This window comes from Psychroserpens burtonensis DSM 12212 (genome assembly GCF_000425305.1).
GTDB classification, from domain to species: Bacteria; Bacteroidota; Bacteroidia; order Flavobacteriales; family Flavobacteriaceae; genus Psychroserpens; species Psychroserpens burtonensis.
In genome coordinates, this window is the sequence record NZ_AUDE01000025.1 from 28,471 (window position 1) to 42,332 (window position 13,862).

At 34.2% G+C, this 13,862-nt stretch carries 11 protein-coding genes; 9 read left to right on the plus strand and 2 right to left on the minus strand.

Annotated elements, in window-relative coordinates:
- Positions 1-90 precede the first annotated feature (90 nt).
- The gene (gene purH, locus H593_RS0111815; protein ID WP_028872641.1) at positions 91-1,623 is read right to left on the minus strand and encodes a bifunctional phosphoribosylaminoimidazolecarboxamide formyltransferase/IMP cyclohydrolase; all 1,533 of its coding nucleotides are present in this window, start codon (positions 1,621-1,623) and stop codon (positions 91-93) included.
- Positions 1,624-1,811: 188 nt separating this feature from the next.
- On the opposite strand from purH, the gene H593_RS0111820 reads away from it, so the two are divergent.
- Complete coding sequence (locus tag H593_RS0111820; protein WP_028872642.1) at positions 1,812-3,059, plus strand: ABC transporter permease; 1,248 nt, start codon at positions 1,812-1,814, stop codon at positions 3,057-3,059.
- Positions 3,060-3,170: 111 nt separating this feature from the next.
- Here H593_RS0111820 and H593_RS0111825 read toward each other — a convergent pair whose 3' ends face one another.
- Positions 3,171-3,626, minus strand: a complete 456-nt coding sequence (locus H593_RS0111825) for a GAF domain-containing protein (protein ID WP_028872643.1) — start codon at positions 3,624-3,626, stop codon at positions 3,171-3,173.
- 88 nt (positions 3,627-3,714) lie between these two features.
- Between H593_RS0111825 and xrtF the strand changes: the two genes are divergently transcribed.
- The 8 genes from xrtF to H593_RS0111860 all read left to right on the plus strand — a co-directional run bounded on the left by xrtF (position 3,715) and on the right by H593_RS0111860 (position 13,856).
- Complete coding sequence (gene xrtF, locus H593_RS0111830; protein ID WP_028872644.1) at positions 3,715-4,266, plus strand: exosortase family protein XrtF; 552 nt, start codon at positions 3,715-3,717, stop codon at positions 4,264-4,266.
- On the plus strand, positions 4,259-4,687 hold the full coding sequence (locus H593_RS20515; protein WP_084142319.1) for an exosortase F system-associated membrane protein: 429 nt from the start codon (positions 4,259-4,261) through the stop codon (positions 4,685-4,687). The genes xrtF and H593_RS20515 overlap by 8 nt, the downstream gene beginning before the upstream one ends.
- A 61-nt stretch (positions 4,688-4,748) precedes the next feature.
- Positions 4,749-5,162, plus strand: a complete 414-nt coding sequence (locus H593_RS0111835; RefSeq protein ID WP_028872645.1) for an HYC_CC_PP family protein — start codon at positions 4,749-4,751, stop codon at positions 5,160-5,162.
- A gap of 111 nt (positions 5,163-5,273) precedes the next feature.
- The gene (locus tag H593_RS0111840; RefSeq protein ID WP_028872646.1) at positions 5,274-9,029 is read left to right on the plus strand and encodes an efflux RND transporter permease subunit; all 3,756 of its coding nucleotides are present in this window, start codon (positions 5,274-5,276) and stop codon (positions 9,027-9,029) included.
- Between the two features lie 12 nt (positions 9,030-9,041).
- On the plus strand, positions 9,042-9,392 hold the full coding sequence (locus H593_RS0111845) for a four helix bundle protein (RefSeq protein ID WP_028872647.1): 351 nt from the start codon (positions 9,042-9,044) through the stop codon (positions 9,390-9,392).
- A gap of 1 nt (position 9,393) precedes the next feature.
- A complete protein-coding gene (locus tag H593_RS0111850; protein WP_084142320.1) occupies positions 9,394-10,722 on the plus strand; it encodes a TolC family protein in 1,329 nt (442 codons plus the stop codon).
- Positions 10,722-11,279, plus strand: coding sequence for a helix-turn-helix transcriptional regulator (locus H593_RS0111855; protein ID WP_028872649.1), 558 nt, complete (start codon positions 10,722-10,724; stop codon positions 11,277-11,279). The genes H593_RS0111850 and H593_RS0111855 overlap by 1 nt, the downstream gene beginning before the upstream one ends.
- Positions 11,280-11,354: 75 nt before the next feature.
- Positions 11,355-13,856, plus strand: coding sequence for a heavy metal translocating P-type ATPase (locus H593_RS0111860; protein ID WP_028872650.1), 2,502 nt, complete (start codon positions 11,355-11,357; stop codon positions 13,854-13,856).
- Positions 13,857-13,862: the final 6 nt, after the last annotated feature.

Consider the following 13,862-nt stretch of genomic DNA (forward strand, 5'->3'; position numbering starts at 1 on the left):
TTTTAAGGTTAAACGTTTACTTTTCGGTTTTAGATGTTTAAAAGTGAGTAAAAAATTAATTTCTAAAATCTCTTTTTTTTAAGGATCAGTTTAATGCTTAAAATGACGAGTTCCAGTTGTCACCATTGCTACATTATGTGCGTTACAATAATCAATTGTTAATTGGTCTTTAATTGATCCTCCAGGTTGTATTACAGCTGTAATTCCTGCATTGTCTGCAATCTCAACACAATCTGGAAATGGGAAAAATGCATCACTAGCCATCACTGAACCTTTTAAATCGAAGTTGAAAGATTGTGCTTTATGGATGGCTTGGTTAAGTGCGTCCACACGACTAGTTTGTCCTGTTCCGCTGGCTAACAGTTGTTTGTCTTTTACTAAAACAATCGTGTTAGATTTTGTATGCTTACAAATTTTTGAAGCAAATATTAAATCATCTAGCTCGCTTTGAGTTGGTTTAGTATTCGTTGCATGGGTTAAATCTGCAATACTATCTGTCTTACTATTTCTATCTTGAACTAAAACTCCGTTAAGACAAGTTCTAACCGTAGTTTCTGGGAATTCAACATCATTTAATATTAAAAGAATACGATTCTTTTTACCTTTTAAAATTTCTAATGCTTCTTCTGAAAACGAAGGAGCTATGACCACTTCACAGAACAATGTATGGATTTTTTCGGCAGTGGCTTTATCAATTTCAGTATTAGCGATTAAAACACCTCCAAAAGCAGAAACTGGGTCTCCAGCCAATGCATCTACATAAGCTTGGTGAATGTTGTTGCGCTGTGCAAATCCGCAGGCATTATTATGTTTTAAGATTGCGAAAGTTGGAGCTTCGTTCTTGAATTCATTCATTAAGTTTACTGCTGCATCAACGTCTAAGAGGTTGTTGTAGCTTAATTCTTTTCCGTGGAGCTTCGTGAATAAATCATCGAAATTTCCGAAGAAAAAACCACGTTGATGAGGGTTTTCTCCATAACGTAATATTTGTCCGTTAGTTTCGCTAATTTTAAGTGAAGGGATGCTATGATCTACATTGAAATAATTAAAAATCGCAGAATCATAATGCGACGACACGTTAAAGGCTTTCGCAGCAAATCGTTTTCTATCATCTTCGGAAGTCTCACCGTTTTTTGATTTTAGAAGTTCTAAAAATTCTGAATAATCATCTACTGACGATACGCAAATCACATCTGCATAATTTTTTGCTGCAGCGCGAATAAGCGAAATACCTCCAATATCAATTTTTTCAATAATATCTTGATTTGCAGCTCCAGAGGCTACTGTTTTTTCAAAAGGATATAAATCTACGATGACCACGTCTATCTGCGGAATATCAAAATCAATCATTTCTGCGACATCGCCTTCATGGTTTTGACGATTTAAAATACCTCCAAAAACTTTTGGATGTAATGTTTTTACGCGTCCGCCAAGAATAGAAGGATAAGACGTCACGTCCTCAACAGGAACGACTTTAATACCTAGATCTTTGATGAATTTTTCTGTTCCTCCTGTAGAGTAAATGGTTACATTTTGTTCATCTAGTTGTTTAACAATGGGTGCTAGTCCGTCTTTACTAAAAACCGAAATTAATGCAGATTTAATTGTTTTTTTGTTGCTCATTTTAAAGTTGTTGTCGTTGTGTTGTGATTATAAGTCGTCGTTGTGAAAATTAAAGCGTAAAAATACATAATATCAAACCCTTATTTAAGTTGAAAATACAGTTTGTTTCAATTTTTTGTAACAATAAATTGTTGAAAACGTCCTATCTTTATATTTCCAGAATCAAACTGGGAAATCAAACCAATCACATGCTTGTTTATCTAAGGTTATTTAAAGAAAGTTTTTCATTTGCTACTAATGCATTACGTAATAATAAACTGCGAACATTCTTGTCGCTTTTAGGAATTACAATTGGTATCTTTTCCATCATTGCGGTTTTAGCAGCGGTTGATTCCTTAGACAAAAGTATTAAGGATAAATTAAGTGGTTTGGATAAGAATACAATGTACTTAACCAAGTTTTCTTTTGGGCCAACTGAAGTGCCCCGTTGGCAACGAGATAATTTCCCACAGACAGATTATGATGATTTTGAGTTTATACAGCGCAATGTACCAAATATTGATGCGATTGCATATGTGATTTTCGGTGGAAATGAAAATATTAAATTTGAAAGTAATACGGTTTCTGGAGTCAAAATAACACCTGTATCTAATGGTATTTATGATATTGAAAATTTAAAATTATCTGTTGGTCGTTTTTATAATGAATCTGAATCTATTTCTGGATCAAATGTTATGGTTGTTGGAAGTAGCACTGCTGAGAATCTCTTCGGAAATGTAAATCCAGTTGGAAAAACGGTTAGAGCCTACGGTAGGAAATTAACAGTTATTGGTGTACTAAAAAAAATGGGTAATGGCTTAGGTGATTCTCCTGATGAGAAAGCTTTCGTGCCTGCAAATTTTGTAAGACGTTTCCAAAATGGAGGTGCAAGTGGTTTGCCTGGAGCAGTTATTATAAAACCTGAAAAAAGCGCAGATATTGGTGCTTTTGAAGCCCTTTTAAAACAGAAATATAGAGTTTATAGAGGTCTTAAAGCCGGTGAACCGGATAATTTCTTTATAAACAAGTTGTCTGGTTTAACCGACCTTGTTGATGGAATTATTTCGACTTTAAATGGTGTAGGTTGGCTAATAAGTGGGTTTTCATTATTAGTTGGAGGATTTGGAATTGCTAATATAATGTTTGTTAGTGTACGTGAGCGTACCAACCTCATTGGAATTCAAAAATCCTTAGGTGCTAAGAATAAATTTATTTTGTTTCAGTTTTTGTTTGAGGCTGTAATTTTATCTGTTCTTGGAGGTATCATTGGGATAATTTTGGTTTGGCTGGTATCTTTAGGTGCTAATGCTGCACTAGACTTTGAATTTGTTTTGTCGTTCTTCAATATTTTTCTTGGTTTTGGGCTTTCAACGTTTATTGGCTTAATTTCTGGAATAATACCAGCAATTTCTGCCTCTAAATTAGATCCTGTTGAGGCGATTAGGACTGGGATGTAGATTAGTTAACAGTTTTAGTATCAGTTTTCAGTGCTTATTTAAACCTAGAAAAACAATACGTACATCGACCCAAGTAAAATTTGTGCCTTTGAGCCTTCGAGAAAGAATGTTTTAGATGATTTTCGAAACCTGCTCACAAACGAACTCCAAAAAGCGCTCATCTTCCACAGAAAAAGGGTCTGGAGTATTTGAGTCAATGTCAATTTGCCCCATATTTTCTCCATTCACAAAAATAGGAATTACAATCTCTGCTTTGACCGTAATACTGCAGGCGATATAATTATCCTGAGAAGCAACATCTGGTACGACGAAATTTTTATTAGATACTGCTACTTGTCCACAAATACCTTTTCCAAACGGAATAATCGTATGATCTGTAGGTTCACCAACATAAGGTCCTAATTTTAGTTCGTTTTTATCTCCATTTTTAAAATAGAAACCGACCCAGTTGTAGCAGTCTATCTTGTTTTCAAGTAGTTGACATATTGATAATAAACGTTCATCTACTGTTTTAGAAGTATCGGCTACTATTGTTTCAACTGCAGGCTTTAGGGATTCAAAAATCATAGGTTTCATAAATTTTGGTAAAAGTATTTAAAAAGTGCAATTTCTAGATTCATTTTGTATAATTTTAACTGAAAGTAATCTATAATTTTTGAAAGCACTTCTTCTTAAATATAAATCTGTCGTAAAATTCATATTGACCTTTCTTATGGTTTATGTGGTCCTTACAATAGGTTATAAATTGTATCTTGATTTCTCAAATGGTTCAAGATTTTACCCAGACTATTTTACTAATCTTGTAGCGAAACAGAGTGAGTCTCTCATAAATACATTAGGCTATGATGCTAAGGTAGTTGCGCATCCAGATGAGCCATCTATGAAATTACTGGTGAATTCAAAATTTGTAGCCAGAGTAGTAGAGGGCTGTAATTCTATAAGTGTTATTATTTTATTTGTCTCATTTATAATTGCATTTGCTGGTAAGTTTAAACCGACGTTTGTTTATATTTTAACTGGAAGTACACTTATTTATATTGTAAACCTCATGCGAATTGCTATTTTATCTATTGGATTATATAATTATCCTTGGCGAAAAGATGTTTTGCATACGGTTATATTCCCCATGATAATCTACGGGATGGTTTTTGTACTCTGGATGTTTTGGGTCAATCGATTTTCAAAAAATAGAAAACAATATGCGTAGTCTTATAACTTACTTATTGCTTTTCGTTTTATTTGGATTACTCATTTTAATTCGAGCATTTGAGCAAGATTTGTTTTACGATCCTTATCTCTCATTTTTTAAGAGTGATTATTTGCATATGGATTATCCGCGTCGAGAAATTTTAAAACTAACGCTCTTTACAACATTACGATTTGTATTAAATACTCTTATATCTTTGGGTATTATTTATCTGTTTTTTCGAGATAAATCCATTGTCAAGTTCTCACTATTCATTTATGTAATTGCGTATGTGATACTGATTGGATTTTTTCTGTATTTCGTTATTCATCCAAGAAAAGAAGACTATTATTTGTTTTTTAATTTTAGAAGATTTCTCATTCAGCCTATATTCTTAATACTTCTTGTTCCTGCGTTTTATTACTATAAACTGAAGAGTTAAACTGTTAATCAAACGGTAATTATAGTAATGCTAATTTCTTTTGTTTAACTTTGTTATTAGTATGAAGCAACTATCACATAAAATAATGTCGCTGTTAATGTCTTTTGTAGTATTATTATCTACAATGTCATTCACTGTTAATATGCATTATTGTGGTGATACTTTGGTAGAAACTGCTCTGTTCCATAAAGCAAAAGGATGCGGAATGGGGATGCAAATGCCTTCAAATGAAGGTTGTGCTATTACAAAAAAGAATTGCTGTAACGACGAACAAGTAGTTGTGGATGGTCAAGACGAATTACAACTCCAAGTTGATACTATTTCTTTTGAACAGCACGTATTTATAACCTCGTTTGTTTATACTTCTATTAACCTTTTTGAAGGCATAGATAATAACGCATCTTCATTTGAAGAGTACAAACCACCACTCGTCATAAGGCAAATCTTCAAGCTTGATGAGACGTATTTAATTTGATTTTTAAATAATAGACTGTGTTATCCTATAGCTGTAATGTTATAAGGATAATTTCTTGTATGCGGTATTTTCCAAGATCGCCAATGTCTAACTGTTTAATAATCCAAAATAATGCTAAATAAAAGCATCAAATTTTTAATAGAAAACAAACTCGTGGCAGTACTGCTACTGGTCCTTTTTGTAGGGTGGGGAACTGTTCATGCACCTTTTAATTGGGATACCAGATTTTTACCAAGTGATCCTGTAGCGGTAGATGCAATTCCTGATATTGGAGAAAACCAACAAATCGTATTTACTAAATGGGATGGTCGATCTCCACAGGACATAGAAGACCAAATTACGTATCCTTTAACCACTTCCCTGTTGGGAATTCCTGGAGTAAAAACCATTCGTAGTTCGTCTATGTTTGGCTTTTCAAGTATTTATATCATTTTTGAGGAAGACATTGAGTTTTACTGGAGCAGAAGTAGAATTTTAGAAAAACTAAATTCGCTACCAAGCGGATTATTACCCGAAGGGATTAATCCTGCTCTGGGTCCGGATGCCACAGGACTAGGTCAGATATTTTGGTACACATTAGAAGGTCGTGATGAAAACGGAAACGTTACTGGTGGTTGGGACTTACAAGAGTTAAGAAGTATACAGGATTACTATGTGAAATACGCTTTATCCTCTGCAAGTGGTGTTTCTGAAGTGGCTTCAATTGGTGGTTATGTGCAAGAATACCAGGTAGATGTCGATCCAGAACTGATGCGACAATATAATATTGGTTTAAGTCAAGTCGTTAAAGCGGTTAAGGAAAGTAATAAAGACATTGGAGCGCAAACTTTAGAAATCAATCAAGTTGAATATTTAGTACGAGGTTTAGGTTATGTGAAATCGGTTGAAGATATTGAAAACGCGGTGGTTACTTCGGAAGATTTTACAGCCATTAAGATTAAAGATATTGCTAAAGTGTCCTTAGGTCCTGCTGCACGAAGAGGTTTATTAGATAAAGAAGGTGCCGAAGTCGTTGGTGGTGTTGTAGTAGCTAGATATGGAGCCAACCCAATGGAAGTCATTACTAATGTTAAAGCAAAAATAGCAGGGCTTAAAGGTGGTTTACCAACTAAAGTACTGGCAGATGGACGCACCTCTCAATTAACAGTCGTTCCTTTTTACGATCGCACAGAACTTATCGAAGAAACCTTAGAAACACTTAGCGAAGCATTGACCCTAGAAATATTAATTACCATTTTGGTGATTATCGTGATGGTTTTTAATTTAAGAGCATCCTTATTAATTTCTGGGTTATTGCCTGTTGCTATTTTAATGGTTTTTGTAGCGATGAAACTATGTAACGTAGATGCCAATATTGTTGCACTTTCAGGTATTGCGATTGCCATTGGAACTATGGTGGATGTGGGCGTCATATTAGCAGAAAATATGATCCGTCATCTCGATGATGAAAAATTACGACTACGTGAAGATGGAACTGCATTTACCATAAACGAAGTCATTTATAATGCTACTGCTGAAGTTTCTGGCGCTATTTTAACTGCTGTATTAACAACAATTATAAGTTTTGTGCCTGTATTTACAATGATTGGTGCCGAAGGAAAACTGTTTAGACCCTTAGCATTCACCAAAACGATGGCATTATCAGCATCGTTAGTTATTGCTTTGTTTATAATTCCGCCACTAGCAGCTTATTTATTCAGAAAAACAACATTAAAAAATTCATTTAAGTATATAATAAATGGCGCTTTAATAGTTGCTGGAATAGTAATTATAATAAGTGGGTACTGGTTAGGCATTATTGTAATTGCTTTTGGAATTACTGGTCTACTTGGTATTTTGGGCAAACTAGAAAAGAACAAGGTCAATCTAATAAATATTATTATTTCTTCGGCTGCTATTGTATTCCTGCTTGCAGAATATTGGAGACCTTTGGGTTTTGATCGCAGCATCTTAGTTAACCTTGTTTTTGTAGCTATTATTTGCTTCGGAATTTTGGGGGTATTTTCTGTTTTTAGAAAGTATTATGGACAACTTTTAAAATGGGCTTTAGCCAACAAGCTGTTGTTTTTTGTGATTCCAACAACCGTTCTTATTTCTGGAGTATTGATTATGAATACGACAGGTAAGGAATTTATGCCCTCTTTAAACGAAGGATCTTTTCTATTAATGCCAACCTCGTTACCTCACTCTGGAGTTGAAGAAAACAAGCGCGTGCTTCAGCAATTAGATATGGCTGTTGCTACCATTCCAGAAATTGAAACTGTGGTAGGAAAAGCCGGTAGAACAGAATCGGCTTTAGATCCTGCGCCTTTATCGATGTACGAAAACATGATTCAATATAAATCTGAATATATGCGGAATTCAGATGGGAAAAGGCAACGTTATAGAGTTAATAATAAGGGAGAGTTTGAACTTAAAGAGGGCCATTTTATTACAAATCCAAATAATTCAGAAAACATACATCTCACTAAAGTTGAACATTCTCAGTTAATTGAAGATAGCGATGGCGAATTTTATCGTAACTGGCGACCAGAGATTAACAATCCAGATGATATTTGGAATGAAATTATAAAAGTCACGAAGTTACCAGGTGTTACTTCTGCACCAAAATTACAACCTATAGAAACCAGATTGGTCATGCTACAAACGGGCATGCGAGCACCAATGGGAATAAAGGTCAAAGGACAAGATTTAAAACAAATTGAAGCTTTTGGATTACAATTAGAAAGTCTTTTGAAGCAAGCAGAAGGTGTTAAAGTTGAAGCTGTTTTTGCCGACAGAATTGTTGGCAAACCGTATTTGCTAATTGATATTAATAGAGAAAAAATAGCCCGTTATGGCCTGTCTATTGAAGATGTTCAAAGTGTTCTAAAAGTTGCCATTGGCGGTATGGTACTAACCCAAACCGTTGAAGGAAGAGAGCGTTATGGTATTCGTGTACGCTATCCAAGGGAGTTACGTGGGAATCCTGAAGATATTAAAGACATCTATATTCCTGTAGAAAAAGGAAGTCCTATTCCGTTGAGTGAATTGGCCACCATTCGCTATGAGCAAGGTCCACAAGTTATTAAAAGTGAAGATACTTTTTTAGTAGGTTATGTTTTGTTTGATAAACGAGATGGTTTTGCAGAAGTTGATGTTGTTGAAAATGCGCAAGCCTTATTTCAGCAGAAAATAGATTCAGGAGAATTAACTGTTCCTAAAGGCATCAGTTATGAATTTACAGGAACTTATGAGAATCAGTTACGAGCAGAGAAAACATTGTCTGTTGTGGTCCCACTTGCACTAGCCATTATCTTCTTGATACTCTATTTTCAGTTTAAATCTGTAACGACATCGTTAATGGTGTTTACTGGAATTACAGTGGCATTTGCAGGAGGTTTTATTATGATTTGGTTATACGGTCAAGATTGGTTTTTCAATTTTAGCTTCTTTGGAGAGAATATGCGCGACCTATTTAATATGAAAACCATCAATTTAAGTGTTGCTGTTTGGGTAGGTTTTATAGCCCTATTTGGCATTGCTACAGATGACGGTGTCGTTATGGCAACATACCTCACACAGACATTTGAACGAGAAAAACCTTCAGATAAAAAAGGTATTAGAGCGTCAACTTTACAAGCTGCTGAAAAGCGTATTCGTCCGTGTTTAATGACTACAGTAACTACTATTCTTGCATTGTTACCTGTATTGACATCCACAGGAAAAGGAAGTGATATTATGATACCTATGGCTATTCCAATATTTGGAGGAATGTTGATTGATATTACATCTTACTTTATTGTACCCGTTTTATACAGCTGGAGAGAAGAATTTCGTTTAAAAAAACTAAAAGTTAAAAGTGGAAAACTAAAAGCGACGAACTAAAAATTAAATATTATGGGTAAGAATATATTGAGAGATAAAAGTTATGATTTTGCTTTAAAAATTATAAAACTATCGCAAGCTTTGGTTTCTGAAAAGAAAGAATATGTTTTGAGCAAAAAATTATTTCGGAGTGCTACTGCTATTGGAGCACTTATTAGAGAAGCAGAATTTGCTCAAAGTAAGGCAGATTTCATACATAAAAGGAGTGTTTCATTAAAGGAAGCTAATGAAACGTTATACTGGTTAGAATTATTAAAAGATAGTGATTTGATTCCTGTCCCAGAATTTAAAACGCTTCACGACCATTGTAAGGAGTTGGTCGCCATGTTAGTGAGCTCAATAAAAACATCAAAAGGTAAATAACATGAAAACTAAATCGAACATATCGTCCATAAAAAAACACAGATTTTCATTTTTTGCCAATCAATTGGTAAACAAGCGAACTTTATACTTTACACTTTACACTTTTAACTTCAAAAGCGTTTTATTATGTGGGCTCTTTCTGTTTTCTATAAACATAATAGACGGACAGTCACTAAATGATTTAGTAAACAAAGCTTTGGATAATAATCCTGAAATTAAAAAATTCGAATTGCAGTATCGTATTGCTTCCGAAAAAGTGAATGAAGTCAATACGCTTCCCAATACCGAATTTGGGGTAGGCTATTTTGTGAGCGAACCAGAAACACGCACAGGAGCGCAACGCTTTAAGGTGTCTGCAAAACAAATGTTACCTTGGTTTGGTAACATTACAGCAAGAGAGAACTATGCAAGTGCTTTGGCGGATGCTAAATATGAAGATATTGTTATTGCTAAACGAAAACTAATCGCTTCGGTTTCTCAATCCTACTACACTCTTTATGCAAACACTGCAAAACAAGACGTGTTAACAGAAAACATTAAACTATTGGAGACTTATGAAATATTAGCGTTAACCTCTGTTGAGGTTGGTAAAGCTTCAGCGGTAGATGTGTTGCGATTACAAATGCGTCAAAATGAAATGCAACAATTATTTGGTGTTTTGAGCCAACAATTTCTTGCAGAACAAACTAATTTTAATATGCTCTTAAATCGTGATAAAGCTATTAATGTTAATGTTATTAATGAATTGAATTTACCTTCCGAAGATTTTGAAATTACTACTGAGAATTTAGCACTACATCCTGAATTGTTGAAATATGATAAGCTTTATTATTCAGTTGAACAGTCAGAATTATTAAACCAAAAAGAAAGCAGTCCCATGATTGGTTTTGGATTAGACTATATCAATGTAGAGAACCGTCCAAATATGAATTTTAGTGATAATGGAAAAGATATTATTATGCCAACGGTATCGGTATCAATTCCAATATTCAACAAGACATATAAATCACAAACCAAGCAAAATGAATTACAGCAAAAGGAGGTTTTAGCTCAAAAACAATACCGTTTAAACACATTAGAAACGCTTTTAGACAAAGCAATAAACGATAGGATTTCTTCAAGAATAAGTCATAAAACCCAAGCTAAAAATTTAAGACAAGCTAAAAATGCAGAAGATATTTTAATTAAAAGCTATGAAACAGGAACGATTGATTTTAATGATGTTTTAGATATTCAAGAATTGCAGTTAAAGTTCCAAATGAATCAAATAGAATCTGTAAAAACCTATTATGTGCAAACAACAATTATTAATTATTTAACACAGCAATAATGAAACATACATTAATTGTAAAGAATATGGTTTGTAATCGTTGTAAATCGATTATTGAGCAACATCTAAATAATGAAGGGTTTCAAGTAGAATCTATTGAACTTGGGAAAGTAGTTGTGCAAGGCAAGGAAAAGAATGATTTGATAAAACTTGAAGAAATATTAAAAAACCAAGGTTTTGAACTTATTAAGGAATTATCAGAAGTATTAATTGAAAAAATTAAAATAACAATGATAGAAATGCTAGAAAATAATAATTCTGAAAATGTACTTTCAGAATTACCTATAGAATTGGGAAAGAACTACTCTGTATTAAGTAGAATCTTTAGTAAATCTGAAGGGATGACACTTGAAAAATATCTAATTAATTTAAAAATCGAAAAAGTAAAAGAGAATATTCAATTGAAGCAGTTAAACTTTTCAGAAATAGCTTACAGTCTTAATTATAATAATAGTAGTCATTTAGCCAAGCAGTTTAAATCTATAACAGGTATTTCTATGTCACAATACAGAAAGTTACAAGATTGGAATAGAAAAGAATTAGACAAAATTGTATAAAAAATAATCATAATTATAAAAATCACATTAACAATGTAAATGTAGTTTTGTATTAATTCTAAAATTGTATAAAAAATGAAACATACCTATCACATACATGGAATGACTTGTAACGGTTGTCGCGGCCACGTTGAAGAAATACTTTCAAAAGTAGGAGGTGTTTCAAAAGCTTCAGTTGATTTAGAAAAGGCAGAAGCTTATATTGAAATGAAATCACATATTCCAATAGAAAACTTTCAAAAAGTCCTAAAAAACGATGGCGATAGTTACAGTATTCATAAATCAGGAGAACACCATCATACTAAAGTAGAAAAAGAAGAACAACCAAAAGGGAATGGCACAGGCACATTTTATTGTCCGATGCATTGTGAAGGCGATACAACTTATGATAAGCATAGAGATTGTCCTGTTTGCGGAATGGATTTAGTTGAGGAGCAAAATCTATCAAGTATTACAGTAGGACAATGGACGTGCCCAATGCATCCAGAAGTCATAAAAGATGAAGCAAGTTCTTGTCCTATATGTGGAATGGATTTAGTGCCAATGCAACCAGACAGTTCAGCAGAAGAGAAAACCTATGAAAGGTTATTAAAGAAATTTTGGATAGCAGGGGCGTTTACATTGCCGGTTTTTTTAATAGCCATGAGTGAAATGTTCACTAACAATCCGTTATATGAGGTGATGGAGCAAAAACAATGGAATTGGATTCAGTTTGCGCTATCTATTCCCGTGGTGTTTTACGCGACTTGGATGTTCTTTGAACGTGCGTACAGAAGTATAAAAACTTGGAATCTCAATATGTTTACACTTATAGGTATTGGTGCAGGTGTGGCTTGGGTGTTTAGTGTTTTCGGAATGCTATTACCTGATTTTTTTCCAGTTCAATTTAAAACTGAATCTGGTGCAGTTCACGTGTATTTTGAAGCAGCAACCGTGATTTTGACTCTTGTATTGATGGGACAGCTTTTAGAGGCACGTGCGCACAGCAAAACCAATTCCGCAGTAAAAGAGTTATTAAAATTAGCACCTAACAAAGCTACTAAGATGTTAGATGGTGAAGAAATTGAGGTATCCATCGATAAGATAGAATTGAATGATATCCTAAAAATAAAACCAGGGGATAAAATTCCTGTAGATGGTGCAATTTCAGAAGGTGAAACAACCATTGATGAATCTATGATTACTGGAGAGCCTATTCCTGTCAATAAAGTAGAAGGAGATAAAGTGAGTAGCGGAACCATAAATGGCAATCAATCCTTCCTAATGGAGGCCGAGAAGGTTGGAAGTGATACCTTACTTTCTCAAATAATACAGATGGTGAATGATGCCAGCAGAAGTCGCGCGCCAATCCAAAATTTAGCCGATAAAGTTTCGGGTTATTTTGTTCCTGTCGTTGTCATTATTTCACTTATAACTTTCGTGATTTGGGCAATTTGGGGACCAGAACCATCTTATGTTTATGCATTGGTGAATGCAATCGCTGTATTAATAATTGCCTGTCCTTGTGCCTTAGGTTTAGCAACGCCAATGTCCGTAATGGTTGGTGTTGGAAAAGGAGCGCAGAATGGTGTATTAATTAAAAATGCCGAAGCGCTAGAAAAAATGGATAAGGTAACAACACTTATTATAGATAAAACAGGAACGATTACCGAAGGGAAACCAACAGTTGATACTATAGGTGCATTCCAAAAAAACTATAGCGATAGTGATATCCTACAATACATAGCATCCCTAAATAGTAATAGTGAACATCCGTTAGCTGAAGCTACCGTGAAATATGGTAAAGAAAATAATGTGGAAATTTTAAAAACTGAAAACTTTAGCGCGGTTACCGGTAAAGGGGTAGAAGGTACAATTAATGGTAAAAAACTAGCTTTAGGAAATCCTAAAATGATGGAATATGCAAAATCTGATATATTATCAGAAATGGAAGAAAAAGCATTATTCTTTCAAAAACAAGGTAAAACGGTTTCCTATTTTTCTATAGATAGAAAAATAGAAGGTTATGTGGTTATTGGAGACAAAATCAAGGAGTCTAGCGCTAAAGCTATTAAAGAATTACAAGATAAGGGTATCGATATCATTATGCTAACTGGTGATAATTATAACACAGCACAAGCGGTAGCATCTGAATTGAATCTAACCGATTTCAAAGCAAGTATGTTACCTGGGGATAAATTGAAAGAAGTTGAAAAATTACAGGCACAAGGAAAAGTTGTAGCCATGGCAGGTGACGGCATTAATGATGCGCCAGCACTGGCAAAAAGCGATGTTGGTATTGCCATGGGTACAGGGACTGATGTCGCCATTGAAAGCGCCATGATCACCCTAATAAAAGGTGACTTACACGGTATAGTTAAGGCACATAACTTGGGGCATAAAGTGATGCAGAATATTAAACAAAATTTGTTTTTTGCATTGGTTTACAATACGCTCGGTGTTCCCATTGCAGCTGGTGTTTTGTTTCCGTTTTTTGGGATCTTATTGTCACCTATGATTGCTGCACTAGCTATGAGTTTTAGTTCAGTTTCTGTAATTGCCAATGCACTTCGATTACGAACACAGTCTATTAACTAATTAATG